Origin of the sequence: Chamaesiphon minutus PCC 6605 (genome assembly GCF_000317145.1) — a bacterium.
GTDB lineage: Bacteria > Cyanobacteriota > Cyanobacteriia > Cyanobacteriales > Chamaesiphonaceae > Chamaesiphon > Chamaesiphon minutus.
In genome coordinates this window covers 1,989,742-2,016,622 of record NC_019697.1, presented here as the reverse complement: position 1 = coordinate 2,016,622, position 26,881 = coordinate 1,989,742, and the positions used below count along the sequence as shown (strand labels likewise).

General features: G+C 43.4%; 31 protein-coding genes. 11 read left to right on the top strand and 20 right to left on the bottom strand.

The window, feature by feature from the left end; genetic code table 11:
- The first annotated feature begins 24 nt into the window (after positions 1 to 24).
- Positions 25 to 1,278, top strand: coding sequence for a hypothetical protein (locus tag CHA6605_RS09335; RefSeq protein WP_015159224.1), 1,254 nt, complete (start codon positions 25 to 27; stop codon positions 1,276 to 1,278).
- Between the two features lie 158 nt (positions 1,279 to 1,436).
- On the opposite strand, the gene CHA6605_RS09330 is transcribed toward CHA6605_RS09335, so the two are convergent.
- The 11 genes from CHA6605_RS09330 to CHA6605_RS32785 form a co-directional block, all read right to left on the bottom strand.
- Positions 1,437 to 2,351 (bottom strand): cation diffusion facilitator family transporter, encoded by a 915-nt coding sequence (locus tag CHA6605_RS09330; protein ID WP_015159223.1) that lies wholly within the window; start codon positions 2,349 to 2,351, stop codon positions 1,437 to 1,439.
- A 91-nt stretch (positions 2,352 to 2,442) separates the two neighbouring features.
- Positions 2,443 to 2,988 carry a cupredoxin domain-containing protein gene (locus CHA6605_RS09325; protein ID WP_015159222.1) on the bottom strand — a complete coding sequence of 182 codons (546 nt, stop codon included), beginning with the start codon at positions 2,986 to 2,988 and terminating at the stop codon, positions 2,443 to 2,445.
- A complete protein-coding gene (locus CHA6605_RS09320; protein WP_015159221.1) occupies positions 2,985 to 5,249 on the bottom strand; it encodes a heavy metal translocating P-type ATPase in 2,265 nt (754 codons plus the stop codon). Before CHA6605_RS09320 ends, CHA6605_RS09325 begins: the two co-directional genes overlap by 4 nt.
- A gap of 40 nt (positions 5,250 to 5,289) precedes the next feature.
- A complete protein-coding gene (locus CHA6605_RS09315; protein WP_015159220.1) occupies positions 5,290 to 5,583 on the bottom strand; it encodes a hypothetical protein in 294 nt (97 codons plus the stop codon).
- A 38-nt stretch (positions 5,584 to 5,621) separates the two neighbouring features.
- Positions 5,622 to 6,128 (bottom strand): DUF1269 domain-containing protein, encoded by a 507-nt coding sequence (locus CHA6605_RS09310; RefSeq protein ID WP_015159219.1) that lies wholly within the window; start codon positions 6,126 to 6,128, stop codon positions 5,622 to 5,624.
- Between the two features lie 45 nt (positions 6,129 to 6,173).
- A complete protein-coding gene (locus tag CHA6605_RS09305) occupies positions 6,174 to 7,937 on the bottom strand; it encodes a multicopper oxidase family protein (protein ID WP_015159218.1) in 1,764 nt (587 codons plus the stop codon).
- A gap of 227 nt (positions 7,938 to 8,164) precedes the next feature.
- Entirely contained in the window at positions 8,165 to 8,674 is a 510-nt protein-coding gene (gene fldA, locus CHA6605_RS09300; RefSeq protein ID WP_015159217.1) for a flavodoxin FldA, read from the bottom strand.
- Positions 8,675 to 8,765: 91 nt separating this feature from the next.
- Complete coding sequence (locus CHA6605_RS09295; RefSeq protein WP_015159216.1) at positions 8,766 to 8,960, bottom strand: heavy-metal-associated domain-containing protein; 195 nt, start codon at positions 8,958 to 8,960, stop codon at positions 8,766 to 8,768.
- Between the two features lie 168 nt (positions 8,961 to 9,128).
- Positions 9,129 to 9,689 carry a DUF305 domain-containing protein gene (locus tag CHA6605_RS09290; RefSeq protein ID WP_015159215.1) on the bottom strand — a complete coding sequence of 187 codons (561 nt, stop codon included), beginning with the start codon at positions 9,687 to 9,689 and terminating at the stop codon, positions 9,129 to 9,131.
- Positions 9,690 to 9,772: 83 nt separating this feature from the next.
- Positions 9,773 to 10,594: a DUF305 domain-containing protein gene (locus CHA6605_RS09285; RefSeq protein ID WP_157259933.1), complete on the bottom strand. Its 822-nt coding sequence runs from the start codon at positions 10,592 to 10,594 to the stop codon at positions 9,773 to 9,775.
- A 159-nt stretch (positions 10,595 to 10,753) separates the two neighbouring features.
- Complete coding sequence (locus tag CHA6605_RS32785; protein WP_015159212.1) at positions 10,754 to 11,104, bottom strand: four-helix bundle copper-binding protein; 351 nt, start codon at positions 11,102 to 11,104, stop codon at positions 10,754 to 10,756.
- Between the two features lie 365 nt (positions 11,105 to 11,469).
- Here CHA6605_RS32785 and CHA6605_RS32780 point away from each other — a divergent pair, with 365 nt between their 5' ends.
- Positions 11,470 to 11,688, top strand: coding sequence for a hypothetical protein (locus CHA6605_RS32780; protein ID WP_015159210.1), 219 nt, complete (start codon positions 11,470 to 11,472; stop codon positions 11,686 to 11,688).
- Here CHA6605_RS32780 and CHA6605_RS09280 read toward each other — a convergent pair.
- Both CHA6605_RS09280 and CHA6605_RS09275 read right to left on the bottom strand, forming a co-directional pair.
- Positions 11,669 to 12,811 carry an IS4 family transposase gene (locus tag CHA6605_RS09280; RefSeq protein ID WP_015157518.1) on the bottom strand — a complete coding sequence of 381 codons (1,143 nt, stop codon included), beginning with the start codon at positions 12,809 to 12,811 and terminating at the stop codon, positions 11,669 to 11,671. The two genes, CHA6605_RS32780 and CHA6605_RS09280, sit on opposite strands and share 20 nt — an antisense overlap.
- Before the next feature lie 245 nt (positions 12,812 to 13,056).
- On the bottom strand, positions 13,057 to 13,485 hold the full coding sequence (locus tag CHA6605_RS09275) for a MerR family transcriptional regulator (protein WP_015159209.1): 429 nt from the start codon (positions 13,483 to 13,485) through the stop codon (positions 13,057 to 13,059).
- A gap of 91 nt (positions 13,486 to 13,576) precedes the next feature.
- Between CHA6605_RS09275 and CHA6605_RS35035 the strand changes: the two genes are divergently transcribed.
- Positions 13,577 to 13,738, top strand: a complete 162-nt coding sequence (locus CHA6605_RS35035) for a hypothetical protein (RefSeq protein WP_015159208.1) — start codon at positions 13,577 to 13,579, stop codon at positions 13,736 to 13,738.
- A gap of 51 nt (positions 13,739 to 13,789) precedes the next feature.
- Here the strand turns inward: CHA6605_RS35035 and CHA6605_RS09265 are convergent, their stop codons facing one another.
- From CHA6605_RS09265 to CHA6605_RS31475, 6 genes are all read right to left on the bottom strand, one after another.
- On the bottom strand, positions 13,790 to 14,299 hold the full coding sequence (locus tag CHA6605_RS09265; RefSeq protein WP_015159207.1) for a hypothetical protein: 510 nt from the start codon (positions 14,297 to 14,299) through the stop codon (positions 13,790 to 13,792).
- A gap of 44 nt (positions 14,300 to 14,343) precedes the next feature.
- A complete protein-coding gene (locus tag CHA6605_RS33930; RefSeq protein WP_157259932.1) occupies positions 14,344 to 14,481 on the bottom strand; it encodes a hypothetical protein in 138 nt (45 codons plus the stop codon).
- Positions 14,482 to 14,528: 47 nt separating this feature from the next.
- Positions 14,529 to 15,779 (bottom strand): glycosyltransferase family 4 protein, encoded by a 1,251-nt coding sequence (locus CHA6605_RS09260; protein WP_015159206.1) that lies wholly within the window; start codon positions 15,777 to 15,779, stop codon positions 14,529 to 14,531.
- Positions 15,780 to 15,978: 199 nt separating this feature from the next.
- Positions 15,979 to 16,476 (bottom strand): hypothetical protein, encoded by a 498-nt coding sequence (locus tag CHA6605_RS09255; protein WP_041547842.1) that lies wholly within the window; start codon positions 16,474 to 16,476, stop codon positions 15,979 to 15,981.
- Between the two features lie 273 nt (positions 16,477 to 16,749).
- Positions 16,750 to 17,394 (bottom strand): phosphatase PAP2 family protein, encoded by a 645-nt coding sequence (locus CHA6605_RS09250; protein ID WP_015159204.1) that lies wholly within the window; start codon positions 17,392 to 17,394, stop codon positions 16,750 to 16,752.
- A gap of 80 nt (positions 17,395 to 17,474) precedes the next feature.
- Positions 17,475 to 17,831 (bottom strand): hypothetical protein, encoded by a 357-nt coding sequence (locus CHA6605_RS31475; RefSeq protein WP_157259931.1) that lies wholly within the window; start codon positions 17,829 to 17,831, stop codon positions 17,475 to 17,477.
- Positions 17,832 to 18,002: 171 nt separating this feature from the next.
- Here CHA6605_RS31475 and CHA6605_RS09240 point away from each other — a divergent pair, with 171 nt between their 5' ends.
- The 8 genes from CHA6605_RS09240 to lgt all read left to right on the top strand — a co-directional run bounded on the left by CHA6605_RS09240 (position 18,003) and on the right by lgt (position 25,413).
- A complete protein-coding gene (locus CHA6605_RS09240; protein ID WP_015159202.1) occupies positions 18,003 to 18,458 on the top strand; it encodes a PepSY domain-containing protein in 456 nt (151 codons plus the stop codon).
- Positions 18,459 to 18,642: 184 nt separating this feature from the next.
- Entirely contained in the window at positions 18,643 to 19,647 is a 1,005-nt protein-coding gene (locus tag CHA6605_RS09235; protein WP_015159201.1) for an ATP-grasp domain-containing protein, read from the top strand.
- A 51-nt stretch (positions 19,648 to 19,698) separates the two neighbouring features.
- Positions 19,699 to 20,469: a COG4705 family protein gene (locus CHA6605_RS09230; RefSeq protein WP_015159200.1), complete on the top strand. Its 771-nt coding sequence runs from the start codon at positions 19,699 to 19,701 to the stop codon at positions 20,467 to 20,469.
- Between the two features lie 354 nt (positions 20,470 to 20,823).
- On the top strand, positions 20,824 to 21,591 hold the full coding sequence (locus CHA6605_RS09225) for a hypothetical protein (RefSeq protein ID WP_015159198.1): 768 nt from the start codon (positions 20,824 to 20,826) through the stop codon (positions 21,589 to 21,591).
- A 76-nt stretch (positions 21,592 to 21,667) separates the two neighbouring features.
- Positions 21,668 to 22,435 carry a COG4705 family protein gene (locus CHA6605_RS09220; protein ID WP_015159197.1) on the top strand — a complete coding sequence of 256 codons (768 nt, stop codon included), beginning with the start codon at positions 21,668 to 21,670 and terminating at the stop codon, positions 22,433 to 22,435.
- Between the two features lie 192 nt (positions 22,436 to 22,627).
- A complete protein-coding gene (locus CHA6605_RS09215) occupies positions 22,628 to 23,098 on the top strand; it encodes a PepSY domain-containing protein (RefSeq protein WP_015159196.1) in 471 nt (156 codons plus the stop codon).
- A 209-nt stretch (positions 23,099 to 23,307) separates the two neighbouring features.
- Positions 23,308 to 24,483 carry an MFS transporter gene (locus CHA6605_RS09210; RefSeq protein WP_015159195.1) on the top strand — a complete coding sequence of 392 codons (1,176 nt, stop codon included), beginning with the start codon at positions 23,308 to 23,310 and terminating at the stop codon, positions 24,481 to 24,483.
- A gap of 42 nt (positions 24,484 to 24,525) precedes the next feature.
- Complete coding sequence (gene lgt, locus CHA6605_RS09205; RefSeq protein WP_015159194.1) at positions 24,526 to 25,413, top strand: prolipoprotein diacylglyceryl transferase; 888 nt, start codon at positions 24,526 to 24,528, stop codon at positions 25,411 to 25,413.
- A gap of 74 nt (positions 25,414 to 25,487) precedes the next feature.
- Here the strand turns inward: lgt and CHA6605_RS09200 are convergent, their stop codons facing one another.
- Positions 25,488 to 26,780: an NRAMP family divalent metal transporter gene (locus CHA6605_RS09200; protein WP_051038789.1), complete on the bottom strand. Its 1,293-nt coding sequence runs from the start codon at positions 26,778 to 26,780 to the stop codon at positions 25,488 to 25,490.
- Positions 26,781 to 26,881 lie beyond the last annotated feature (101 nt).

The following is a 26,881-nucleotide window of genomic DNA, read 5'->3' as shown; positions in this document are numbered from 1 at the left end:
TTTTCATGTAAGGTTGCCGTGTAGATGACTGATTTACTAAGTATTGTGCGTCAATATAAACAAGACTCTGAATCTGTCTACAATACTTGGTTTATCAACAATGAAGATCGCTTGAAAGCATTTCGATCGATCCGTCGCGGTGTACTGAATGTAACTCAAGATATCAAAAATGGCAGGTTCGGTAATGACTTTAAAGGCTCGTCCTTGGAATTTGTGCTAACCTGCATCACCGAGCAAAAGCAAGTTTTTGAGGGTGCAGCGCATCCATTTTATTGGAAACCTAAACTCCGCATTCCCGATATTTATGAGACTGAAGTAAACAAAGTTGCCTTTGGTCAATTTTTGGAAAGTTGTTTGAATACAACTAAAGAAGAGCAACTTATCAAAGAAATCATCAAACTATCATCAAGAAACATTAAGGGATTAGGGCCTTCAGTTGCTAATATTCTCTATTTCCTACATCCAACGATACTCCCGCCATTTAATACAGCAATCGTCAATGGATTTAACCTCCTATTCAATGAGAAGATAAAACTAGGCTCTTGGGAAAGTTATCTAAGAATGCGAGAAGTGATGCTGCAAGTTAATACTCAATATCGCAATGAGTTATCCACCGATTTAGGGGCAATCGCTGGATTATTATTCGAGATCGGTGCAAATAAACTGCTAATTGAAGGATCTTCAGCACTAGATGAAACCCAACAAAGTAAAGTTGAAAAATTACTCAAAAAACGCCATGCCGAGGTTATGTCAGAGCAACAAGAGATAGATGTGCATACAGAAATGCAATATCATTTGCTCAAAATCGGTCGTGCTTTAGGCTATGACGTTGTGGTTGCCAGTAACGATCGATCTAAGGCGTATCAGGATGATAAATTTTCATTTATCTGCATTCCCTGTTTACCAAAAATGGAGATCGATCGAGATACATTTAATACGATTAGCTTAATTGATGTATTGTGGCTAGCCAAAGGAACCAACCAAGTTATCGGCGCATTTGAAGTTGAAAAAAGCACCTCAATTTATTCTGGAATCTTGAGATTGAGCGATCTGGCTGTCTCATGCCCACACGATCTCAGAACGCTTTTTTTAGTTGTGCCCGATCGAAGAGAACAGGAGGTTATTCGTCAGCTTAAACGCCCATCGATCGAACAGCAAAATGTCTCAATGCAATACATTCTCTTTGCAGATCTGCGTCAACATTGTGATGCAATTTGTAAGTTTGGTGCAGACCATCGTGCGATGACTAAGATCGCCAAGACAGCTCTCCTAGACTAGCTATTTTTTTAGAGCATTTCAACCGCCCTGAAAGCTTTAGATGCCTAAGTTCCGGTGTTGGCGAATTAGCTACGAAACGCCATCATAGAGATATAGTAACAGCAAGATTTCAGTGACAACATTCTGTAAATCCTACTCAAACATCAACGATCGAAAGGTCAAACTACATTTTCTGGAGCCAGAGCGCAAGCTTGTCCTGAATCTCCAAGTTCGATCTGGATTGTAGCGTGTTCGATGCCAAAATTTTCGTGGAGATCGCGGTAAATCTGTGCGAGAAACGCATCTCCAGGATGACCAGTAGGTACGAGCAAATGAACCATCAGCGCAGCTTCTGTGGTGCTCATACTCCAAATATGTAAATCGTGAACTTCCGCAACGCCCGGACGTTCTGCTAAGTAGGTACGGACGGCTAAAGGTTCGATGCCTGCTGGGACTGCATCCGTAATCAGGTTGAGCGCATCGCGCAACAATTGCCAAGTACCGACCACAATAACGACTGTCACTAGTAAACTCACTGCGGGATCGAACCAAAGCTCTCCAGTAAAGACAATCGCCAAGCCTGCGAAGACAACTCCTGCCGACACTGCCGCATCTGCCATCAAATGTAAAAATGCGCCGCGAATATTTAAATCCCGCTTCCGTCCGGCTAGAAACATCAAGGCACTAAGGGTATTGATGACAATCCCGATCGCTGCCACTACAATTAGCGTTCTGCCAGAGACAGGCGCGGGGTCGCGAAACCGCAGAATCGCCTCCCAACCCACGCCACCAGAGATGACTAATAGAAACATGGCATTAAACAAGGCGGCAAGAATCGACGATCGAAGCAATCCAAAGGTGCGTCGTTCGGTAGCTTGTCGTTGCGACAATAAACTCGCTCCCCAAGCTAATAGTAACCCCAGCACATCACTTAAATTATGTCCTGCATCTGCAAGTAAAGCTAATGAATTCGCCGCAATCCCATAAAATGCTTCGATCGCGACAAATAAAGTATTTAGAGTGACACTTATGATAAAGGCGCGATTGTAATTTCCGGTACCGTGCGTATGTTCGCTGCCGTGGTTGTGTGTCATACCTTATGCTGTTGAGAAACGATAAAACCAGAGTGCCGTTATGACAATAGAGAACGTAAATTATGTTCTCCTCGATTGAGTAACTGCGACATTACGTTGCGGTGACTTCAATTACTCCTCGAAACATTCTCATTCCACAAGTAAAGGCATATTCACCTACTTTAGTTGGCGTGAATTCGACAGTTGTTGTTTGCCCGACAGGTAAACGAGTGCTAATTCCAAAGTCAGGAATTAACACTTCATCCAGACAAGAATTACTGTCTAATCGATGAAACGACAACCGCACGGGTTCACCATTATTCACAACAACTCGATCGGGACGATAGCCACCATCAACTGTTACTAATACCTCTTGCACCCCATTACTTTGAGTCGCTTGTTGTTTCTGTTGTTTGCGTCCCAGAAACCACCAGAGTTCGGCACCAATCAGCGTCATTCCGCCGAGAACTACGCCAACTTTGATGGGTAAGGGCTGTTCGATCTGACGAAACGAGCGGTCTGAGGCCGAAGGCTGCATTTGCATTGGAGATCCTTCACCCATTTGAGCGTTGACGGGCTTGTACTGAGCGTAGCCGAAGTAGCCGCTTATTGGAAGGATCGAGAGCATTGCCCCAATCGAGATTGCTGCCAGTTTCATATTTTCACTCCTTGTAATCTCAAAGCATTGAGGACGACTGAAATCGAACTAAATGCCATCGCCGCGCCTGCAATCGCCGGATTGAGCAACCAGCCAGTAAATGGGAACAAGATTCCCGCAGCCAACGGGATGCCCAGCACATTGTAACCGAATGCCCAAAATAGATTCTGCTGAATATTTTGCATCGTGGCACGACTGAGCCGAATTGCCGTCACAATCCCCTGTAAGTCTCCCGAAATCAGCGTAATATCACTTGCGGCGATCGCGACATCCGTGCCAGTGCCGATCGCCATCCCGACATCAGCCTGAGCCAAAGCTGGGGCATCATTAATGCCGTCTCCCACCATTGCTACAATTTTTTTCTCTTGCACTTGCAAAGTCTGAATCATTTGCGCTTTTTGGTCGGGGCGGACTTCAGCGAGGACACGTTTAATCCCGACTCGATCGGCGATCGCTTTGGCGGTACGCTGATTATCGCCAGTGAGCATGATTACTTCGATGCCCATTTTCTGCAAGGTTTGAACTGCTTTAGCAGAGTTGGGTTTGACAGTATCGGCAACCGCGATCGCGGATTGTAAATGCCCATCAACAGCCGCAAAAACCACAGTTTTCCCAGCATTTTCTAAGGCTTGTTGCTCGGCTTGGAATGCCGACGAATCGAGTCCCATTTCATCGAACCAGCGTTGGGTGCCGATCGAAACTTCCCGCCCTTCGACGCTTCCTTTAACGCCGCTACCCGCGATCGCTTCAAATCGATCGACAGTAGGTAATTGGGCATCTTTACTGCGTTCGCGGGCATATTGCAACAAGGCTTCAGCTAGAGGATGTTCGGAGTTGCTTTCTAAAGCACCGATCGATCGCCATAAAGTCAGTGGATCTACAACACCTGGACTATTGGGAATCAGATCCAGGATCGAGGTAGTGTCGGTGACAACTGGCTTACCCTGAGTAATCGTACCCGTCTTATCCAGCACGATCGTTTGGATTTTGCGAGCGAGTTCTAGACTTTCTGCCCCTTTAATCAGGATGCCATGTTCTGCCCCTTTGCCGATGCCGACAGTCACTGATGTGGGCGTTGCTAGACCTAAAGCGCAGGGACAGGCGATAATTAATACGCCAACCATCGTAACGATCGAAAGCGTAAAATTACCGATCGCTAGAAACCAGATGACAAAAGTGCTAATGGCGATCGCGATAATTACTGGTACGAACCAGCTAGTAATATTATCGGCAAGCTTTTGGATCGGAGCTTTAGAATTCTGGGCTTGCTGAACTAGTTTGACGATCTGCGCCAACGCGGTATCTTTACCGATTTTGGTCGCCCGAAATTGAAAGCTGCCCATCTTATTGAGCGTTGCGCCGACAACTTCATCGCCGACTTGTTTGGCAACTGGCAAACTCTCACCAGTCAGCATCGATTCATCGACAGTAGAATATCCCGATAAAACTCGCCCATCGACGGGGATTTTTTCACCAGGGCGCACGATGACAATATCAGCCAGTGCGACTTCGCCGATCGGAATGTCCATTTCGACATTATCTCTTACCACCCGCGCTGTTTTGGCTTGTAGCCCCATTAGAGCTTGAATTGCGGTTGAAGTTGCGCCCTTAGCGCGATTTTCTAACCACCGTCCTAATAGTGTCAAAGTGACGATCGCCGCCGACACTTCATAATAGACTTGGGCTAACAAGCCTCGATCTGTGAAATAATTAGGATTTATCGTTATCCATAACGAATAGAAAAAAGCGATATTCGTACCGAGCGAAATCAGGGTATTCATATCAGCAGTGCGATGGCGAAATGCCTTCCACGCCGACTGGTGAAATTCTTTGCCTACCCAAAACTGAACGGGTGTTGCCAGAACTAGCTGCACCCAAGGGTTTTCTAGCTCGGCTAACGCACCAGGCAGTCTGAGATTAAAATGACCCAATGTGCCCAGCATCAGGAGTAAAGTGAGCGTTGCCCCGATTATGACTCGACGCTGAAGATCTCGCTCTTGCCGTCTTTGTCTGATATTTTCCGAATCATCTTCAGGTGCGAGATCCGACGGGATAATTTCGGCTTCATAGCCGATATCGGCAACTGCTTTAGCGATCGTGTCGATCCTAGTCTGTTTGGGATCGTAGCGCACGGTTGCTCGATCGCTACTAAAATTGACGTTGCCTTCGACCACTCCTGGTACGGCGAGAATTGCTTGCTCAATGCTGTTGGCACAGGAGACGCAACTCATCCCTCTGAGTTTGAGATTTAGATCTTCCATATTTGTTTGCCTCAGTTATTCAATTTGTCTGAGATCGTGATTAATCTTCTTCCGTCCGCCGTCTTGGAGTTCGCCGCGTTTGTAATAACATCGAAGTTCCAGTAGCCAGCAACGCGAGTAACCCTAGTGCATTGAGAAATGGGTAAATTGTTTCTAACTTTAGCGAGCCGATGTTACCCTTGTGTAACTCCAATATCCACTTCACATCATTTCCAGACAGGTCTGTGATTTGATAAATCGAACCTGTAATTGCTGTAAGTAGTAATGGTAGTAACATAATTAGCGCGATCGCCCGATGAAATTTGCGAAACTGAAAAGACTTACTGCTGGTCATGTGGATTACCTGTTCAAATAAGATTAACTTCAAAGTTTTTAAGAACTCGCGTTTTCAATAACTTCATTCTTATTTAAAGCAGCTTGTAATTTTGCTTCGTCTTCTTTTGATAATGAAGTTCGTAAAACTTTGCCTTCAAATCTACTTAGATCTGCCAAAACTTTATCTGGTGTTGATTTTCTTATCAACACAAAGATGGCAGAAGTTCCAGGCTCGATCGTGCTACCAATATCGCGAATAAAATTATCATCAATCCCGACATCGGTTAATGCTCCTGAAATTGCTCCAGCGGCTACACCTAAAACAGCCAAGATTGGATGGAAGAATATGATGCCAAGTAGCAATCCCCAATAGCCTCCACTCACAGCACCATCAGTAATAAGTTCCTGAACTTGCTTAATTTTAACTTTACCTTTTTGATTTCTGACTACAACAGCCGCATCTTCCAAGTCGATTAAATACTCTAGTTCGAGTCTCTTCAGCTCGATTAAAACCTCGTCTGCTTTGAACTCATCTTTGAAGCCAACAACAATTAGATCGCTCATGATTTTTTGGTAAATAAACTTTGGTAGTTGAGATGGATATAATACTTAGGTATTAATTCGATAATTTCGCATCATGCCAGCATCTTCATGTTCTAAGTTATGGCAATGATAGGTAAATAAGCCGCTATATTTATCGAACTTCATCAGCAGCTTGACTCGCTCACCTGGCATCACCATTACAGTATCCTTGAAGCCCTCATCCACATAGCCATCCTTGACTGTTTGCCATCCGGCGGCAAGTTCTGGCAACACTTGGCGACTAATGACTTGAAACTGCACACCGTGTAGATGGATGGGATGCGCCATCCCCTTTGCATCCATCATCGCTCCAGGGTTGAGTTTATTAATAATCTCCCACTGCTCGATCGAATTTAACTTGACAGTTTCTTGCGGTGTTGCCACATTCATTTCAAATGGTTTACCATTCATTACCCATTTCATCCCTTGGAGCGAAAGCTCAACGGGACGCGGCTGGGCGGCATTAGTAGCATCTTCTGGACGCAATAAGGGTAGAGTAGCTAGTTTGCTGGGAAGCTGCAAAGTTTCTGTTTCTGCCCTCCCGATCTTGACATTAAATAGGGTCATCGCCGCACCAAGTTCTGGAGCATTACTAGAACTCATCCCGCCCATATTATTCTCATCGACATTCTCTGCTCCAGAAAAAGCCAGACTATTGAGAGCTAATTGAGTCCCAACTTTCAGCTTGCTAAAATCTGCCCAGACATCGAGCCGTTCGCCTGGAGCCAGCATCACATACTTGCGGATGACGGGCTGAGTCAGTAAGCTCCCATCGGTGCCAATAACTGTCAAAGGATCGCCATTACTCCATGCTAGCTTGTAGATGCGGGCGTTAGAACCATTAAGAATGCGGAGGCGGTAGACTCGCGTTGCCGCAGCCAGGGTAAAGTCGGGCTGACCATTGACGAAGAGCTGTTTGCCCAGGAAGCCCATCATACCGCCCATGTCATCCATGCCTCCACTCGACTGACTGGAGTTACCCTGTGACATGCCGCCCATACCGCCCATACCGCCCATACCGCCCATACCGCCCATACCAGTATTACGAGGCGTACCGATTTTGCTATTCAGATAGAGAAGTTGATTATTGGCATCTAAGGTACGATCTTGCAACACGATCGGAAGATCGTAAGTACCTGAAGGTAGTTTGAGAGTGGCTTCTTCTGGATCTGTGACGATAAACACTCCTGCCAAGCCAGCGTATGCTTGCTGCCCTGTAAGCTGGTCTGGATGAGGGTGAAACCAGTTCGTACCCGCCCGATTGATGACCTCAAACTCATAGACGTAGGTTTGTCCGGGATCGATCGCAAATCGAGGATGTCCATCCATGTCTTCTGGCAATATCAAGCCATGCCAATGGACGATACTGGGCTGTCCTTGGGGAAGATTGTTTTGGAAGTTGACTCGAACGCGCTGACCTTGCCGAACGCGAATAATCGGGCCTAAATAACTATCGGGAATAGCTTGTAAGCTGTTTGGGTCGCCTTTAACCAGCTCTGCTGCATAAGACCAAACTTGGGTTGGTTGTCCCGATAATAGTTGAACCGTTTTCGGTGCAGCCTTGAGGTTAATTTCCAGATCGGGAATGAATTTCGGATTCGGGGTGCGGGCTACGGTGTTCTGTGCGGGTGTCTTCGTCGGAGTAGAAGGTTGGGGGGAACAACTCGATAGCAGGCTGTGAATACCACTACTGAGGAGCAGTCCGCTGGCAATACCACCTCCTCGAATGAAACTGCGACGGGTTAGAGGATATTGATGACTGCCTGTAGGGGGCAGCTCGTTCTTATTCATGAATGTGATAATAGAAACCTATTTTCTAGCTTGGCAGCCGCAGATGAAATTCCAATGAAGTCAGCTAAAACTGTCAAGTTTTTTCTGTAAATAAAGAGGAGATCGGTGAGCGATCGGAATGGTTATATTGTTGGCATAGCCTCTCTGAAACAGAATCGCATTTATACATCAGTGCGTGAGGTCTTGAATCTGTAAATTTTAGGGTATTCATTTTTAATTGATGATGCTTAGATCCCAAAGGCTTGTTTAATCTGGCTCGACCAAGTTGTGATGCGCGACTCGGTTAAATCTCCTTGGTTATCTTCATCGAGTGCTAAACCGATAAATTTACCGTCACGTACACCCCGTGACTCATTGAAGTCATAGCCATCAGTCGGCCAAGCACCAACAGTCTTACCACCTAGCGCGCTAATTTTCTCTTCGAGAATTCCGATCGCGTCCATAAAGCTATCGGGGTAGCCAGTTTGGTCGCCAACCCCAAAGTAAGCTACTGTTTTACCCTTAAAATCAATTTCATCTAGGTTTGGAAAGAAATCTTCCCAGTCACTCGACAACTCACCAACGTTCCATGTCGGTGCGCCAATAATTAGATTTTGGTAGTCAGCAAAATCATCAACTGTGACATCTAGTATTTCATGAATATCTACGACATCTTTACCTAATTGTTCTTGAATCATCGAGGCAATCGCTTCTGTTTTGCCTGTTTGGGTACCATAAAAAAGACCGATTTTAGACATATATATAGCTCCAGTTTGCGTTTATCGATCGTCGATCCAAAGTGAAGATATTAAGGAGGTGGCGAGGGTTCGTTGGGAACTCTAGCTGCTACTAACTTACTTGGTAGCCAGCCGCTGTAATGGCACTTTCGATCGCTGTTTGAGCAGCTTGAGTTTCGATCTTGACTTGCTTAGTTTTGGGGTTGGCTTGGACGGTTGCTGTCGGATCGATCTTCATCACCGCTTTAGTAATGGTTTCGCAGCAGGCAGCGCAAGCCATGTTAGGAATATTTAGTTCGATAGTCATATGTTGTTGGCAAAGCCTCTCCCCTGGAGAAGTGCAGTTGAAGAACTTTGTTCGATGATGTACTTAATCTTATTCTCAACTCTCTAGTCAACTAGAGAGTCAAGGGGTGAATAAACTTTAATTTAGAAATGTTAGCTACAGGTTAGATTTAAACCCCGCCTATGTTGATTACTGCACTGCTTCTCTAATCTGACGCTCCATATCAGGGGTGACTTCGGTCGAGCGAGCAGGAAGCTTCGCCCCTGTCCCCCGTTCTCCGTTTTGTGCAATATCATTAAGGAGCAACCGCATAATAGCTGTTTCACGAACCTGCGACTCAATAATCTCATCCGCCAGCTTGCGAACGCGCGGATCGCTAATGCTTGCCTTCCGCGAACTGTTAATGGCGATTGAGTGGTGGGGAATCATCGACTTCATAAAAGTGACATCTTCGACCACCGCCTGACTTCTATTCACGAACAGCAAAATCAAGCCGAGCGCGACAGCCGAACCGAGAACTGCGATCTTGGTTCCTGTTCCTCGGTACATCGACCACATAGAGGAAAGCATCACAGCGGTCATCACGCACCCCATCACCAGTGAAGAGATCAGTCGGTTGATGCTAAACGTGGCGTAATCGAGGGAGTATATGAGCTGATACATCAAGAAGAACATGATGAATGTTGAGGTTGCGATCGTCGCCGCAAATCGGTTCCAGCCCATTCCCGACATTTGTTTGTGTTGAGTCATATTGCTTCTTGCGTTAATTGACGAATTTCTGGTCTGCTAGCTTGACTCTCTAGTCAACTAAAGAGTCAAGGGGTGAATAAACTTTAATTTGAAGTGCTATTTGGCAGGTCAGATTTATACCAACTTTGATACCATTTCCGCATCTGAGCGACCTCGGCGGTTTGCTCCTTAACGATCGATTGAGCTAATGTCCGAATTTGTGGTGATTTGGTTGTCTTTAGCACCATCTGACTCATCTGGGTTGCTGTCGGGTGATGGACACTCATCTGCTGCAAAAATTCTTTGTCAAAATCAGCGGCATTTTTGAGAGCATTCATATCCATTTTCATGCCATTCATGCCATTCATGCCATTCATGCCATTCATCGAATTGCTATCCTTGCCCATCATGCCGCCACCCATTGTCATGGACGGAATTGCTGTGCCATACGCTGCTTTATACAAAGTTGCCATTGTTTGAATCTCTTCCTTTTGGTCTTTGCTAATCGATCGAGCGAGTTGTTTGACTTCAGGACGCTTCGCACGGGATGGGGCTAAATCCGCCATCTCAATTGCTTGCTTGTGATGGGCCGTCATCATCGTCAGAAAATCTCTATCTGAGATGGTTTGACTAGATGAGCTGGGAGATGAACTCATGGCTGGACTAGTCGTGGGTGTAGCCTCTGTTGTTGACGGCGATGGCGATGAGTTGGGGGATGAACTTACGGCGGGAGTGGTTGTGGTTGTGGTCGTAGTTTCTGTTGTTGACGGCGATTGCGCTGTGCGAGTGGAACACGATACCAATCCGCCACTCAAAAAGAGGGCAGCGATCGCGAATCCTGCCCATATTTTCGGTGGAACTGATACTGGATTTGCCATTCTTCTTCGACTGACGAATGATTTAACTCGATCGTTATGCTCGGTCATATTCTTTGGATGTTTTGGGTCGATATTGGTGGATGGATCGCGATCGATTCGATTGAAGATCGAGCGTACTATTTTGGATTTGCTTACGTCCGATGCTTGACTCTCTAGCTAACTAGAGAGTCAAGGAAGATCGCCGAACGTCAGATTAGTGATTTGTTACTAATGTGCCATCGACATTTGACGGCAAGACTCAGCACACCGACGACAAGATTCAGCGCAGCGACGGCAATGGTCGTGGTCGTGCTTTTCACATTCAGCAGCACAACGATCGCAAGCATCCGCACAAACACCACACAGTTGCGCGTGTAGCTCGGAATTACGACTCATGAAACGGGCGCAAAGAGTACAAAGATCGGCGCAATCGATACAGGTTTTGATGCAAGTTGCCATCATTTGCACCATATCACTGTTGAGACAAGCAGTGGTGCAATTTTCACAGTCTTGGAGACATTGAAGGCAGGCTTCGATGCAAGCCTCAAGTTGAGAATTACGAGATTGAGTAGTAGTCATAAGCTTACTCCTGAATAACATTTACAAACATTTTGATGTTTGCTGCTTTAATATTCACAAACAATCTGTTGCTAATCAATCAGTCGATCGACATAGATTATTTAGTTTATTTATTATTTTTAAGACCTTTAATTTATGTCAATTTTGTTCTACCATGTCTAGATGAAATTAAGATGAAATCAGATATTTAATTTTATAAACTTTAGTAGATACATTCGTTACATTTCGCTAAAAACCACTGCCAGTAAGACCTTATACCTCTCTTACTTCTGTTCTAAACATTATTTCAAATTAGCTCTTGACTCTACAGTCTAGTAGAGACTTTATAATGAAAGTAACAGCTTGGAAAGTTATCAGAGGTAATTATGTCAAAACAAATTAAGCTAGCAATCGGATCGGTCTTGGCATTAGCCACTTTAGGATTAATAACAACTGGGGCGGTTTCTGCTCAAGAGCGTAGTAGCGGTAGTTGCTGTAAGAAAATGCAGCAGTCAGAAAAAATGCAGCTACCAGTTAATTCGCAATCTTCATCTTATTCACCAGGCTGTCGGGGCGACTTGTCGCCTATAACGCTGATAGGATAAGTCTCATAGCTCTCAAGCCTTGTTGATAATTAGGTAGTTTATGTGGGGACAAAGACATTAATTCAACAACAACCTGCCAATTACTAGATGTTGAATCGACCCATGATTCACCCCAGAGTCCAATATAGAAAGTGCTATGTCTAGCATATTTTCGGTGATGTTCTGTTTTTCTGCCGAGATATTCTTGAACTTGCTTTGATTTGATATCTATCCCTTGGATGATACTCTTCAAGTATGCTAGTGATAGCAAAATCAATAATTTGCTCAATCGTTCGCCCGTTAAATTAGTCTTTTCTAAGTTATATCCTCCGCCCTTAAAGTCTCGAAACATCTCCTCAATTCCAAATCTTTTAGCATAGGTATCAACTGCTGCTTGTAGATCTGCCAAGCTGGTCAGAATATACCAAGGCTCTTTTGTGGTAATATTTCGATATTTACCTAGCCATTTACCTGCTAGGTTAAATCCTTCAACTGGTGCAGTTTTTCTAATTGTTACTTCTTGATTAAAAAAGCTATTTCCTGGCTCTAATCCTAGCCTTTTCAGTTCAGTCCACAATTCCTCTTCAGTCTTGATACAAACATTCTTTTTCAGTCGTAAACAGAAATCTATTTTCTGCTCTCTAAGCCAGTTCGCAAGAGTAACACTACAAAATTCACGATCTCCCAGTACCAACAAGCTATAATCTGATAGGGCAGCGAATACTGGGGTTAATACTAATTGTTGGTTTTCCAATGTACTGTTCCCTTGTTTATCAAGCATTTGCCAATAAATAGGAATTGCTCTCTTTCGCCAAATCATACTGACCATCAAAATATTGTTTGATTGCCATTTGGTTCGATCTATTGCTAAATATATAATATTATTCTGTTTGACATTGCCTTTAATCCAAGCAATCACTAGTGATAACCAAACATTATCTAAATCCCATTCATCATTTGATAAAAATCTCTGGACTTTTTTTCTTCTGCTTTCAAATTTAATTGGCATCGCTAGTTTTGTTGCGATGCTTTCTAGCGTGACTTCTTTAATAGATTGCACTACTTGAATCAATAAAATTGTCAATAAGTAGTTACCGCGTGTGAATTTTTCTGACAAATGGGCATGATACAATTCTGGTAACATTTAATTGTTTTTTGGGTAAGAAGCTCTCTTACCCTATCTTTTTTGATACTATTTGTCTAGAGTTGTCTCTCTGCCGAGTTTTCAGGCGACCTGTCGCCCCGTCAGTTCACCAGGTTATATCCGAGGTAAATAAATAACGATTTTAGTGTTTCAATGAGAGTATAAATACTTTTATTGAAACACTAAGCTCGTTAGCAGAGTAAATGATGATGAACGCTCGGAATTGATAGTTTTTCTCTACAAAATTAATCGACAATATTAGCTTCCAATGCTATCAATTCTTCAATTAGAGTACAGATAGTTTCACTATTAGGAAGATCTTCAGGGTAGGTAGCCCATCGTTCGCGGTGACTTTCCAATCTTTGCTTAGATGCGAGCAGCTTTTGAATCTCGATATCTAAATGACTAATTTTGCGATCGATTAAGTCTTTGACGATCGAGCAAACGGCTGTACCTCGATTGTGAGAATTGAAGATTTCCTGAATCTCAGTTAGAGAAAAATTGAGAGTTTGAGCTTTCTTGATGAACAATACTCGTTGCACTGCATTGTCATTGAAGTAGCGATAGCCGCTATCACTCCTGAGTGCTGGTTGCAGTAAGCCTAGGTTTTCATAGTAACGTAGGGTGCTAACTGTCACTCCCGTTCGCTCTTTTAGATCGCCAATTTTCAGCATTGGTTCTACCGCAGATAATTTGTCTATCTCTCTTGACTCTCAAGCCAACTAGAGGGTTTATGATTGGGGGGTACTCAAGGATAATAAAAATATGACTGCTAAAAATATTTTAAAAGCAACAGTAGCTGCTGTAACTATTGCCGTTGTAACTGCTGGAGCTGCTTTTGCCGCTGACTGTGGTTGCGGTAAATGTGCTAGTGGTTGCGATTGTGGCGAGGGTTGTAGTGTTCCTAAAGTTGCACCTCGCCAGTAAATCTCACAAGCAGGAGGAATCAATCGTCGATTCCTCCAAAATATCCTTTAATTATCGATCGAAATTAAACCGACCATCCGCTTGTTCGCTACCAATTGTGGCAGTAACTTTTACTTGATACTGACCAGCAGTTTTATCACTTACTACTCCAGCATAGTGCTTCCCACTGGCATCATAACTAAGTGGAATAGTTTTTAGCTTACCATCTGGTGATTGCACATCAGCAGTGACTTTTGCATTAGTAATAGCCTCATGAGTATCACCTTTTTGAAGATATAAATCTAAATGAGTTTCCTTACTACCCTTCTCTGGTACGAACTCGAAATGATACTTACCCGATTCTACTACCTGTCCACCTTTACTCTTACCGCCCTCACTCTTCTCGGCTTTAGCCGTAGTCATCGCTGGAGATGTAGTTGCTGCTGGAGTTGCAGTTTCAGTTGTAGGTGTAGCAGCATCGGGGCTAGCCGAATCGCTGGTTTTGGCTTCTTTACTACAGGCTCCCAGTAATAATAGTCCAGTACTAGCTAAACCAATAATTGCTGAAGTTACTAATTTCATTTTTGCACTCCTAATTGAATATTTTTAATGATAATTTTGCTATTTTAAAACTCAAGATTTTGAGAAACCTTCAGCCGTAACAGCATCAAAGATTGACTGTTTTGGCTGACAGTTGCCCACCTACTATTAGGAAACTCAAATTTACTATCTACATGAGGTGGTAATTTTAATAGAGATTTCATAAAATTACACTTGCGTTATTAAAAATCAAACCTGGGATACACTCAAATTAGATATCTACAAGATACCTATCTTGGCAAATATCTACTGTTAAGAAACAGATGCGGCTGCCCTGTTGCTCTAATAACCATCCTTCCGTCTGCTCGCGCACGTAGCGGTAGAAATCAGTCCGCCGATCTTGCAATACTTCATCTCGGTACTCTTTGGCTTTGTCGAGATTTCGAGCGGACATTGTAGCCATCCGTTCGGGATCGGTGACGATTTCCCGAATTTTACGTGCAAGTGCATCCACGTCTCCAGGTGGTACCAGATCTTCTGGCGGCAATAGCTCCGGTATACCCCCCACCGTCGAACCGATACAGGGTAAAGCCCTAGCCATCGCTTCGACCATTGCTCTAGGCAAGCCTTCTTGATAGGATGGCAGCACAAATAAGTCAGCTAGATCGAGCTGATTTTGAACGGCAGATCCAGAAGCCAATTGTCCGAGAAAACTTACTCGTTCGCTCACATTTTCAGCTTTGGCTAAATCTTCTAGTTGTCCCCGATATTGTCCATCACCCAGCATTAGCAGTTGGATATTTAATCCTGCTTTGACACATACGGCAACTGCTTTTATCAGGATATCTGGAGCTTTGTACAACTGAGACATCGTACCGATAAATACCAATGTCACCACATCTAACTCCTGAGCTTGCGGACGTGGTGCCGCAACGATGCTGTGTGCTGGTAAAACGACATCCGATATCCCCATCGACAAATTTGGGCAAGGATATCGTTGCTGAAGTGCCGATTTGGTAACGTACATTGCCGTAATCGCTTTTACACAACTATGTCGTAGATTTCGTGGCAATAACCATCGAAAAAACAGTCGCAACGGATGATCTATCGAACCAGGAGCAAAGACATCATAAGGATCGGCAACAACTTCGACCGCAAACGGATGATTGTCCCACTGCAACAGCGGTATTAGCAATCGAGATAGTGGGGAGGGAACGCGAACGATTACTGCATCGCTGTGGCCAACTGCATTTTGAACGGCTTGTTTGACTTGACGTGCCTTGCGTAGGTACTGCAACGGGCCGAGATAGTTTGGTACGGCTGCAAACGACACTAGATCTCCGTCGGCAAGTTGCCAGTCCGCAGCAACAGTGGGCACATCCCGAATGCGAGCGACTACACACACGCGATCGAATACTTTGAGATACTGCAACCAGAAGGAATAAGCAAAAGTTGTTTGCGTCCACACTCGCCCATCAGGTGTTCGATCGAAGCGATGTTCGAGGATAATAACTACTTTCATGTTTGACTTCAACTACAATTTAAATTTTTGGATATAGATATATTAATGTAGACATAAAGTTAATCGAGTCGTGCTTAAGAGTCGTAATTAAATATGTCTATTAATAAAGTAGACTTCTTATATAGAATTAGTCGATCGATTTATAAATTTGTCATCACTAAAATATTCAGGCGATCGCGTCTGCATATTTCGTTCCACACTAAGGCCGATTTGACAGAGGCAAATAGCCTCTACCTAAAAAACTGCTTTGCCCGTTTACAGATTTGCCATAGACAAAATATTCAGGCAATCGCACCAGCATATTGCGATTTTGACGATCGAAATCAATCCGCAACTGTGTATCGGGAACGATCGACTGCTGCAATTTGATTTGCAGCCACTGACCTCGACGGGAAATTACAGCAGGAATCATTCGCGTATTTAGCATCGGCTCTGCCGAATCGGTAATTTGAATTTTGGCAGTTTGGGGCTTGAAATTATCGGGGATATGAATCCATAATTTTGTCAAGACTTGACTATGACAGGGCACATGAACTTGAATAGATGGGCGAACCATTGTCCATTCATTGTCGGGATCGAATTTACCATCGACATGCGGTGAAAGGCGATCGGTATTATTGACGTTTAGGTACTTGCCAGTACTAGAGGTGGTGGTCGAGCGACCTAAAGAATTGATAAATTGGTAGATTTTTTCCATTACCTTAACTCTTAACCCTGTAACAAGCATAAATGCCCAAGATGAAATCCAGATGAAATCACTGGCAGGAGCTACTTTTTAATTTGCACTCACCTCAAAATATAGTGTTAGACCTAAAAATGGCTGGCTAACCTTAGCAGTCGCTGTCAAGCTAACAGTTACAGCTAGAGCTAACTGGAGGTTTTGCATATGTGCGTATTTGAGCAGTATCAGATGTGGTAGCTCACGACTCACAATCGTTAAAATAGTTGAAAAAAGTCGATCCCCGCTCTTTTAGCGTCTTACTTTCAAACAAGTGGTCAGCCATAGGATACCTACCCCATATCCGGCAATAATATCAGTGGGATAGTGTACGCCCAAATACAAGCGACTAAAGCCGATCGCGATAATCAAAATACTAGCAGCAGTATAAATATATCTTTGATAAATAGGGAACTCTCTAGCTAAGATATAACCAATAAAACCATACACAACCATCGAACCAACAGCGTGGCCGCTCGGAAAAGAAAAGGAAGTTTCACTAATTAATCGCGTCCATAGTTCGGGGCGAGGTTTGGCAAAAAATAACTTCATTACATAATTGAATGATACTCCACCCGCACAAATAATCAAAAATCTGATGCCATCAGAGTATCGCCTTTTCATCCCCAGCCAAGCGATCGTACTAATAAAGACTGTTACTACCATACCTGGATTACCTAGTGCGGTAATAAATAGCATCACACCATCTAATTGAGGATTAGCAAATTGATGAATCCAGAGCAGTAAAGATCGATCGAAGCTAAATGCTTCTCTCTCCCACACTTCGGTACACAGCCAAGCAACAATACTGAGGATAAGCAGATAGCCAATCAGCAATACTCCTTGCTGGCGCAAGCTATTAATTAAATTCTGGCGATGAGAGCGAAGATCGTGCATGACAGGATTAGCTTAATTAGATTTATCTATTAGAACGAACGGGAGCGTGCATATTGAGGCAGCTTAAAATTGAATCGACCTTACTTACTCATCGATCTTAGTTGCCAATCTACATTACTAAGATAATTACGATCGGCAATTGCTTGTGAGGGCAAAATCTTAGCATTAATTGCAGCTTTGACTAAATCTTTAGCGGTGATTTCGCCAGTTTTAACATCATAAATTAATGAACCGAATCCAGGAATAGACTGCATCCGATATTGACCTTGATAAGCATTAGCAACTAATTCAAACGGAGTTATATATTCTGAGGGATTATTATTTACTTGCACTACTGGTTTTCTAATAACCTCCGGTTTGCCCTTTGCTTCTACAGAGGTGTTTATAGCTAGTGAAATGGCGATAACTACCAAGCCGCTTGAAAGAAAGCGTTTCATAAAAATATACCTTTTACAATCGATCGAATAAATCGATTGTAAGAACAAATTGTCAAGAACTAGAAAAGTCATCAGATTTGTTTATTTCTAAAATATTTTAGATCTTTCCGAGTTCTTGACTTTTACTACCTAATGTAGATGGTGTTGAGTCCAAATTCAGAATTTTAACCCATGAAACCCTCAGTAAAAGTCAGTCTCATTGCCGCAGTAGTCGCTACTATGGGTATCGGTGGTATTACCAAAATGGTATCGGCATCGTCACCGAGTACATCATTAATGGCAGTTGCCCAAGAGAAAGTAGCCTTGAGCGAATCATCTACTGATGAAGCGAGCGAAATAGCTAAACTTCAGCCCCTGGCTAAAATCTCAGCCAGCCAAGCACGACAAACAGCAGAAGTAGCACAAGGAAATAAAGCCAGTAACGTTCAGCTAGAAAATGAAGACGGTAACTTAGTTTATGCTGTAAATATCGGACAAAATGAAGTTAAAGTTGATGCGGGAAATGGAAAGATTCTCTATACGGATAATACAGCCAAAGAGGGATCGGAATCAGAAGGTTCTCGCCCGCGTAGCAGCATTCAAGTAGCTGAAGTGGAAAAGGGTGAAACTAATGATGATGGTAAATAACTTATAATCTGCGAATTTTACCCTATCTAATGACAGTCGATCGATAGTTTTCATCCTTGCAAGGTGGTGGTATCTACTATCGATAGATTTATTATCGATCTCGATAGATCGAGATCGATCCAAACTAAATTATTCAATTAATCGCTCGTATCCGCTTAAAAATTCATTGAAGCTAGAAATATTCATGAATATTTTACTAACAAGTGTAGGTAGAAGAGTCGAACTACTCAAAGCTTTTCTCCAGTCAATGTATCGACTCTCTTCACGAGAGGCTGCGCCAACGAAAATCACTGGCAAGATAATTACTGCCGATTTTAAAAGAAGTGCTCCAGCTTCTTTCCTTGCAGATACAGCCGAGCTTGTCCCTAAAATTAACGACCCTACCTATATAGACAGTTTACTAGATATCTGCGATCGACACTCGATCGATCTACTCATTCCATTAATCGACACAGAACTTCAACTCCTGTCACTCCATCAGCAGCGGTTTCGAGATCGTGGAGTCACTCTAGTCACATCATCAGCAGCAACAAATGAAATCTGTTATAGCAAGAAGAAAACAAGTACCTTTTTCAAAGAAATTGGTGTCAAGACACCGATAATCTATGAATTAGATCGAGTTACAGAGCTAGATTTACCACTGATAATCAAACCCGACACTGGTAGTTCTAGTATCGGACTACATTATGTTCAGAATCAGGTCGAGCTAGAATTCTTCTCAAATTATGTCGAAGATGCGATCGTCCAACAGCTCATTACTGGTGAAGAATATACAATCGATGTTTTAGTCGATTTTCACGGTAACGTAATATCGATCGTTCCGAGATTGAGACTTGAAACTAGAGCAGGGGAAATCAGCAAAGGGATTACTGTCAAAAATCCAGCTTTAATTGCTGCGGCAAAACAAGTAGTCGAATCTTTGCCTGGAGCGATCGGTTGTATTACCGTTCAGTGCTTTTTACAGCCTGATGGTGAAATTGTATTTATCGAAATTAATCCCCGTTTTGGTGGGGGTTATCCTCTATCTTATCAAGCTGGAGCAAATTTTCCTGGTTGGCTGATGCAGTTATATCTGGGCGAACGTCCTAAAGTAGCGATCGATGAATGGGAAGATGGTTTGGCAATGCTCCGTTATGATGATGCTCTCTTTGTTAAGACTAATGAGATTTCATTTTCACTTAAAGATTGAGATTAATTAACAACTATATGGATAAGTTAAAAGCACTTATCTTTGATTTAAATGAAGGCAACAACAAATACCAACGAGCAAGATATTCTCAGTAAAGTTCCAGCAGTAACTTTGAGCTTCTGGATCGTCAAGATCCTGGCTACAACCCTGGGCGAGACAGGTGGGGATGCCTTGTCGATGTCGATGAATTTCGGCTATCTCGTCAGTACTGGCATCTTTGCAGGCATATTTTTGATTGCAGTATTAGCTCAGATTGCTGCAAAGAAATTTCATCCGCTCCTGTACTGGACGACAATTATTGCCACGACAACAGTGGGAACCACGTTGGCAGATTTTGTCGATCGTTCGCTGGGCATCGGCTATGCGGGTGGAACGGCAATATTAATCTGCTTACTGTTAGCGTCACTAGTCTTGTGGTACCGGACTCTGGGTTCGATCGCCGTGCATACGGTGAAATCGCCCAAAGCTGAAATGTTTTATTGGGTGACGATTATGTTTTCGCAAACCTTGGGTACTGCGCTCGGCGATTGGACAGCCGATACAGCAGGTCTGGGGTATACAGGTGGTGCGATCGTGTTTGGCACGATGTTAGTGGCAGTTGCAGTTGCCTACTACCAAACCAACATCTCCCAAACCGTACTATTTTGGGCGGCTTTTATCCTGACTCGTCCACTTGGCGCGGTTGTCGGCGACTTTCTAGATAAACCCATCGCTAAAGGGGGGCTGAATTTGAGCCGTTACACAGCATCGGCGATCCTTCTAGTATTAATCCTGGCGTGCATCTTTATTTTTCCGCAAAAACCAGCCAAAAAAGGACATTGAGCGGTAGCACAATTCACAATATCGAACCAATTTCAAGGCGACATTAAAAAGCGAGCGATCGACTAAATTTTGCGGTACTCATACTAATTTAGTGCGAGTACTTCATCGCGCATATATTAGTCGATAAAAGTTAAAAATTAATCGAAACCGAAAATTATATTCTTGACGGGTTCTTGACTTTTAAGATCTACTGTAAAGACAGTTTCTAAAACATTAAACGATATCGAAGGAATTTAATGACAACTCTCACACTGTTAAGTGTTATTTACCATACCACCAAAGATGCACACGCCGATAACGAACGCTTCGATGACAGAACGACAGAGTAACAAACTAGCCAAGGAATTTTAAATAATGCAAGTTTCACAAAAAATATTTTTTCTAGCAGCTCTGATCGGGATCTTAGGAATTAGTAGCTGCGCTCGAACAAGCACACCTAATCAAGCTCAAGTCGATAAATCTACGCCTACCCAACAACCTCAAGCAAATAAGCAGATTGACGTGACGACTCCTGTTGAAGCTACGGATGAAGCTAAGGAGCGCGAACGAGAAGTTCAAGACGAGCAAGTACCGACTTCACTTACTAATGTCGGTAACTATGGAGAAGCCCTCTACGACACGGCAAAAGCGGGGGACTGGACTAAAGCTTCTGCAAACCTGAAATTACTTCAGCAAGTAACTGGCAAATTACCCGCTGAAATCGCTCAAAAAGATGTAGCTCGGTTAAAGTTAACCACAACCAACCTCAATCGGTCTATTACTGCCAAAAATAAATCTACTACTTTGCAGGAGGCGAATCAAGTCACGTTGATTGCGGCTCGGATGACCACAGAGTTTAAGCCTAAAGTGCCTGTAGAAGTCACATTGCTTGACTACTATGGTCGTGAGTTTGAGATTTTATCAGCTAGTGGAAATAAAGCTCAGTTAACCAAGACAGCAGCAGAATTCCAACAGACTTGGAACACCCTCCGTCCAGCAACTCAGGCTCGCAATAGTTCGGAGGCAAAAACCTTTGATGCGATCGCTGCCAGAATTCAAGCCGCAAAGTCACCCGCAGAATATGGTCGTCTGGCTACACCTGTTTTAGATGCAGTAGATAAGCTCGAAAAAGTTTTTCTGTAGATGAGGCATCACCATTCCGATTAACCCCGATGTCTATTTAGTCGATAAAAGTTAAAAATTAATCGAGACAAATGCAATGAATATAACTAGTAGATCGAATCGGGTTCCAGAAGTCATCGGCTCGTTCTGGATAATTAAGGTGTTAGCAACAACAGTAGGTGAAACTGGGGCAGATTATCTGTCCACAAATCTCAAACTTGGTTTGAGCGGAACATCTTATATTATGAGTGGTATATTGTTACTCGCTCTCTTCAATCAATTCAGATTAAAACGTTACGTACCTGTCAGTTACTGGGTTGTTGTCGTGCTAATGAGTATCACGGGAACACTCATCACCGATCGATTGGTAGATGAGCTTAAAGTTAGTTTAGTTACCATTATTATAGTTTTTAGTATTATCTTGGCAGTTGTTTTTGCAGTTTGGTATGCCAATGAAAAAACATTAGCAATGCACTCCATTAATACACCTAAAAGGGAACTATTTTATTGGGCAGCTATTTTAGTAACATTTGCATTGGGCACGGCGACAGGAGATTATCTCGCCGAAGCTTTGAAGTTAGGGTATTTACAAGCTGCACTGTTATTTGGGGCTGCAATTGCTGCAATAGCGATCGGTCATTTTTACTTTAGAATGAATGCAGTCTTAGCATTTTGGCTAGCTTATATCCTGACTCGTCCGCTCGGTGCATCGATCGGCGATCTCCTATCTCAACCTGCAAAAAATGGTGGCTATGGTTTGGGGACAGTAGGTACTAGTATTATTTTTCTTTGTATTATTACCAGTCTGATTATTTATCTGAGCCTAAAACAAAAGAGAGTTGACCACTCATCGATCGACTGGTAGAACCGATCCGATCTAAAGCCACAGTCTATTTTTAAGGCAAAGTATAAACACGCTAATTAATTAGTGTATTTATGTATTTTACTTATTAATTAATATTTCCAAGATTTATTGGAAAAAATCATCCTCTTGACGAGTTCTTGACTTTTGAGATCTATATTAAAGTTAGTTTCCAAAACTTACTAAATTGAAGCCATGAACATTTCTCCTAAATATTTGGCAATCGCGGCTGTTGGAATTCTCGGTTTGGCTGGCTTTAGCAGTCTAGCTTATGCTAACCAAGGACAATCGAATACGATCGTCGCCCCTCAAAAAATTGCCGAAGCCAGCGATGGCGACGGCGAAACAAATGATGATGCTCAAGACAAACAAGAGTCAGCTAAACTGCAAACTCTAGCCAAAATTACTCCCGAACAAGCACGGCAATTTGCCGAAGCTAATCAAGGTGGTAAAGCTAGCAACGTGAAGCTCGAAAATGAAGATGGTAATGTAGTTTATGCTGTAGCCATCGGTCAAAAAGAGGTCAAAGTAGATGCGGGTAACGGTCAAGTACTCTATACCGAGTCTGCTAACAGTGAAGGAAGCGAAGTAAAACATCCCAATAGCAGCATCCGCGTCGCTGAAGTTAGCGATGGCGATGGTGAAACTAATGATGATGCTACATAACAGCTAATTTGCTGCCTAATTAAAACATCTGTCCGCTCAACTTTTGAGCGGACAGACAATAGACCGCCAAAATATTTTAAATAAGTCATCACAGCAGTAATTAAAGATAAAATGAAGGCTGTTGGCATTGACTTAAATACTCATTTTCTTGATAACGATCTATTAATCAAATAAGTTTTTTACGAACCTATCAACCATGAGGTCTAACTTTGCTCATCGCTCTTCGGCGACTGCCACCTAATGTTTGGCTGATTGGTGCAATCAGCTTGCTCAACGATACAGCTAGCGATCTGGTGTATCCCCTAATTCCCCTGTATCTATCTTCCGTCTTAATGGCTGGGCCAAAAGCTTTGGGGATAATTGAGGGGATTGCTGAAGCCACTAGCAGTATTTTAAAGTTGATATCGGGGGTATTGGTCGATAAAACTAGCCATATCAAGCCTTGGATCGTCTGGGGCTATGGTTTAGCAGGTTTTAGTCGTCCGCTGATATCGATCGCCAATAGCTGGGTAGGCGTATTAGGGATTCGGATGCTCGACAGGGTTGGTAAAGGCTTGCGGAGTTCGCCTCGCGACGCGCTGCTAGCTGCTAGCGTCCCCCCAGAGCGTCGTGGTTTGGCTTTTGGATTACATCGATCGATGGACAATGCTGGTGCGGTGTTAGGGCCGATTTTAGCGGCTCTACTGCTGAGTTATGGATTTAAAGTTCGGGATCTATTTGTCATTTCGATCGTTCCAGCCGTCTTGTGCCTGGGGATGTCACTACTAATTCGAGAGCCAAAAAATGCGCTAGCTGAGGTTCGTCGTGGTAAATTTAGCTGGAATTTACAAAATTTACCGATCGAGTTTAAGCGTTATCTATTAGCGGTAGTGGTGTTTACCCTGGGTAATTCTTCCAATATGTTCTTATTACTCCGCGCTAGGGAATTGGGATTACCAGAAGCGCAAGTGCCGTTAGCCTGGGCAACTATTTCTGCAATCGCCACGATCTTTGGCACGCCATTATCAGCATTATCCGACAAATTTGGCAGAACTCGTTCGATCGCCGCTGGCTGGTTAGCCTATGGATTATTTTATTTATGCTTGGGATTTTTATCGCCTGGAAACTCAGTTTTACTGTTTGGCTTATTTGCTTTCTATGGTTTGTTTCTAGCAGCTACAGAGGGCGTAGAAAAAGCTCTAGTCGCAGATTTAGCTCCATCGGCAATGTTAGGTACAGCTTATGGATGGTTTAATCTGGCAAGCGGGATTATGTTACTACCTGCGTCAATTATTTTTGGTTGGCTTTATGAAAATGCAGGGGCTACAATCACTTTTGAATTTTCAGCAAGCTGTGCTGCGGTGTCAACAGTACTGTTATTTAGAGTTAAGCTAAGATCGGATTAAATTAAAAAGTCTGATGTCATAAACTATTATTGCAACTTTGATATGTCAAACTTAGGATTATATTCGCCTGACTCTCTGTTAGCTTTTCTGTTTACTTCTCCAGGATCGATTATTTTTCAGGTAGGCTTCCTCACATTTAGATGGTATGGATTGCTGATTGCCTCTGCTGTAATTATCGGTGTTAATTTATCTCAATATTTAGCCAAACAAAGAGATATCGATCCATTACTAATTCAAAAGTTAACGATCTGGCTGGTAGTTGCAGCACTTCCCTGTGCCCGTCTTTATTATGTCATTTTTCAATGGTCGGAATATGCTGGGCATCCTAGCGATATCTTCGCTATTTGGAAAGGAGGAATTGCGATTCATGGGGCTATTATTGGCGGTTTAGTCGCCATTTTACTTTTTTCTCGCTGGCACCGAATATCATTTTGGAAGTTAGTCGATGTCGTGGCTCCTTCATTAATTTTAGGGCAAGCGATCGGGCGATGGGGCAACTTTTTTAACTCTGAAGCATTTGGCTCCCCAACTAATTTACCGTGGAAGTTGTATATCCCCATCCAACAGCGACCGCCAGGATTTGAAGGTTTTGAATATTTCCACCCCACATTTTTGTATGAATCACTTTGGAATTTTTCAGTTCTATATCTACTCCTAACTCTATTCGCTCGTGCTGCCAAACCGAACTCTCAAATTAAAGATGGTACTATTTTTTTAGTGTATTTAGTAACTTATAGCATCGGTAGATTCTGGATTGAAGGACTACGCACTGATAGTCTGATGCTGTTAAACTTGCTGCGGATTGCTCAAGTAATTAGCCTTACAGGTATTCTGGTAGGCGGAATTGGCTTGATTTGGCTGTATTGGCTCAAACGTCCGCTGCCTGATGTGGATATAACCAGAAGATGCACATCAGATAACAATTTGTAATGGCAACTCTCCATAGCCATTCTCAAGCTAGATCGATAATTTATCTGTACCTCACTCATTAAAATGGCTCTAGTTTACTTGCCCCATGTTGCAAATAGACTGCCAGCCGCTATTAACATCACCGCAGTTGCTAGCCAACCTGTTAGTCTCAAGCGGCGAGAAAGGGTAAATTGCCCCATCACTGCCGGATTAGTCGCCATCAGCATGATGACTACCATCACTGGGCCAGCCAAAACACCATTAATCACTGCCGCCCAAAATAAAGCCTTAATCGGATCGATCGGTGTGAAGTCCAAACTCAGTCCCAGCAATGTTGCCACTGCCAGCACGCCATAAAACCGCTTAGCTTGCAGTGCTTTGTACTCCAAACTAGCAGGCCAACCAAACACACCGCTGACGGCGTATGCCGCCGAACCTGCTAGTACGGGCACTGCCAGTAATCCCGTGCCAATAATTCCGGCAGTAAATAGCGCGTAGGCAAACTCCCCAGCAACCGGACGTAAGGCTTCCGCCGCTTGAGCGGAGCTTTGAATATCCGTTTTGCCATGCGCGTGGAGTGTGACTGCTGCGGTCAGGATGATGAAGAACGCAATCAGGTTAGAGATACCCATGCCGATATATGTATCCGCTTTAATGCGCCCAAGCTGTTTGGGTGCTTGTTGAGGAGCGTCTCTCAGTGCATTTTCATTAGGAGCGCGTTCGATGTTTTCTACTTCCTCAGAAGCTTGCCAGAAGAATAAGTAGGGACTAATCGTGGTGCCGAACACTGCGATTATCCCAGCTAAGTATTGTGCTTTGAATTCGATCGATGGTACGAAGGTCGCATGGAGAGCTTCACGCCAAGGCACATGCACGACAAATACTGTCGCTACATAAGCAAATAGCACCAGCGTGAGCCACTTGAGAAAATTCACATATTTTGCATAGGGGACAAAAATCTGCAACAGCAAGCAGGTTATCGCAAAAATTGTTTCGTATAGAGCAGCAGACCCACCAATTAGCAGCTTGAGAGCTGCACCCATCGCGCTAATATCGGCACCAAGATTGATAACATTGGCAATTACCAATAATCCGGCAATGATATAGGTCAGCCAGCGCGGATAGTAGCGGTGCATGTTGCCAGCGATGCCATGTCCAGTTACCCGACCGATCCGTGCGCTGATTTCTTGAATTGCGGCCATCAACGGATATGAAAATAGCATTGTCCAGAGCATTGCATAGCCAAACTGGGCACCGACTTGAGAATAAGTACCGATACCACTAGGGTCGTCATCTGATGCTCCCGTAATCAACCCTGGCCCAAGCTGCTGGAGAAAGCTTTTTGGCATATTGCTAGTTTTTGGCTGTTTTTGGGTAGAAGGTATCATAAATCGATTTGTTATTAGCTCAACCTATTCGAGCATACAAAACGATTGTCAAGAACTAGGAAATATCGTAAGGTTTTATTTCTCAAATATTTTAGACTTGG

Bases quoted from the DNA above. Each gene is read 5' to 3' on its own strand.
- CHA6605_RS09335 (WP_015159224.1), top strand. From the start codon at position 25: ATGACTGATTTACTAAGTATTGTGCGTCAATATAAACAAGACTCTGAA.
- CHA6605_RS09330 (WP_015159223.1), bottom strand. From the start codon at position 2,351: ATGACACACAACCACGGCAGCGAACATACGCACGGTACCGGAAATTAC.
- CHA6605_RS09325 (WP_015159222.1), bottom strand. From the start codon at position 2,988: ATGAAACTGGCAGCAATCTCGATTGGGGCAATGCTCTCGATCCTTCCA.
- CHA6605_RS09320 (WP_015159221.1), bottom strand. From the start codon at position 5,249: ATGGAAGATCTAAATCTCAAACTCAGAGGGATGAGTTGCGTCTCCTGT.
- CHA6605_RS09315 (WP_015159220.1), bottom strand. From the start codon at position 5,583: ATGACCAGCAGTAAGTCTTTTCAGTTTCGCAAATTTCATCGGGCGATC.
- CHA6605_RS09310 (WP_015159219.1), bottom strand. From the start codon at position 6,128: ATGAGCGATCTAATTGTTGTTGGCTTCAAAGATGAGTTCAAAGCAGAC.
- CHA6605_RS09305 (WP_015159218.1), bottom strand. From the start codon at position 7,937: ATGAATAAGAACGAGCTGCCCCCTACAGGCAGTCATCAATATCCTCTA.
- fldA (WP_015159217.1), bottom strand. From the start codon at position 8,674: ATGTCTAAAATCGGTCTTTTTTATGGTACCCAAACAGGCAAAACAGAA.
- CHA6605_RS09295 (WP_015159216.1), bottom strand. From the start codon at position 8,960: ATGACTATCGAACTAAATATTCCTAACATGGCTTGCGCTGCCTGCTGC.
- CHA6605_RS09290 (WP_015159215.1), bottom strand. From the start codon at position 9,689: ATGACTCAACACAAACAAATGTCGGGAATGGGCTGGAACCGATTTGCG.
- CHA6605_RS09285 (WP_157259933.1), bottom strand. From the start codon at position 10,594: ATGACCGAGCATAACGATCGAGTTAAATCATTCGTCAGTCGAAGAAGA.
- CHA6605_RS32785 (WP_015159212.1), bottom strand. From the start codon at position 11,104: ATGACTACTACTCAATCTCGTAATTCTCAACTTGAGGCTTGCATCGAA.
- CHA6605_RS32780 (WP_015159210.1), top strand. From the start codon at position 11,470: ATGTCAAAACAAATTAAGCTAGCAATCGGATCGGTCTTGGCATTAGCC.
- CHA6605_RS09280 (WP_015157518.1), bottom strand. From the start codon at position 12,811: ATGTTACCAGAATTGTATCATGCCCATTTGTCAGAAAAATTCACACGC.
- CHA6605_RS09275 (WP_015159209.1), bottom strand. From the start codon at position 13,485: ATGCTGAAAATTGGCGATCTAAAAGAGCGAACGGGAGTGACAGTTAGC.
- CHA6605_RS35035 (WP_015159208.1), top strand. From the start codon at position 13,577: ATGACTGCTAAAAATATTTTAAAAGCAACAGTAGCTGCTGTAACTATT.
- CHA6605_RS09265 (WP_015159207.1), bottom strand. From the start codon at position 14,299: ATGAAATTAGTAACTTCAGCAATTATTGGTTTAGCTAGTACTGGACTA.
- CHA6605_RS33930 (WP_157259932.1), bottom strand. From the start codon at position 14,481: ATGAAATCTCTATTAAAATTACCACCTCATGTAGATAGTAAATTTGAG.
- CHA6605_RS09260 (WP_015159206.1), bottom strand. From the start codon at position 15,779: ATGAAAGTAGTTATTATCCTCGAACATCGCTTCGATCGAACACCTGAT.
- CHA6605_RS09255 (WP_041547842.1), bottom strand. From the start codon at position 16,476: ATGGAAAAAATCTACCAATTTATCAATTCTTTAGGTCGCTCGACCACC.
- CHA6605_RS09250 (WP_015159204.1), bottom strand. From the start codon at position 17,394: ATGCACGATCTTCGCTCTCATCGCCAGAATTTAATTAATAGCTTGCGC.
- CHA6605_RS31475 (WP_157259931.1), bottom strand. From the start codon at position 17,831: ATGAAACGCTTTCTTTCAAGCGGCTTGGTAGTTATCGCCATTTCACTA.
- CHA6605_RS09240 (WP_015159202.1), top strand. From the start codon at position 18,003: ATGAAACCCTCAGTAAAAGTCAGTCTCATTGCCGCAGTAGTCGCTACT.
- CHA6605_RS09235 (WP_015159201.1), top strand. From the start codon at position 18,643: ATGAATATTTTACTAACAAGTGTAGGTAGAAGAGTCGAACTACTCAAA.
- CHA6605_RS09230 (WP_015159200.1), top strand. From the start codon at position 19,699: ATGAAGGCAACAACAAATACCAACGAGCAAGATATTCTCAGTAAAGTT.
- CHA6605_RS09225 (WP_015159198.1), top strand. From the start codon at position 20,824: ATGCAAGTTTCACAAAAAATATTTTTTCTAGCAGCTCTGATCGGGATC.
- CHA6605_RS09220 (WP_015159197.1), top strand. From the start codon at position 21,668: ATGAATATAACTAGTAGATCGAATCGGGTTCCAGAAGTCATCGGCTCG.
- CHA6605_RS09215 (WP_015159196.1), top strand. From the start codon at position 22,628: ATGAACATTTCTCCTAAATATTTGGCAATCGCGGCTGTTGGAATTCTC.
- lgt (WP_015159194.1), top strand. From the start codon at position 24,526: ATGTCAAACTTAGGATTATATTCGCCTGACTCTCTGTTAGCTTTTCTG.
- CHA6605_RS09200 (WP_051038789.1), bottom strand. From the start codon at position 26,780: ATGATACCTTCTACCCAAAAACAGCCAAAAACTAGCAATATGCCAAAA.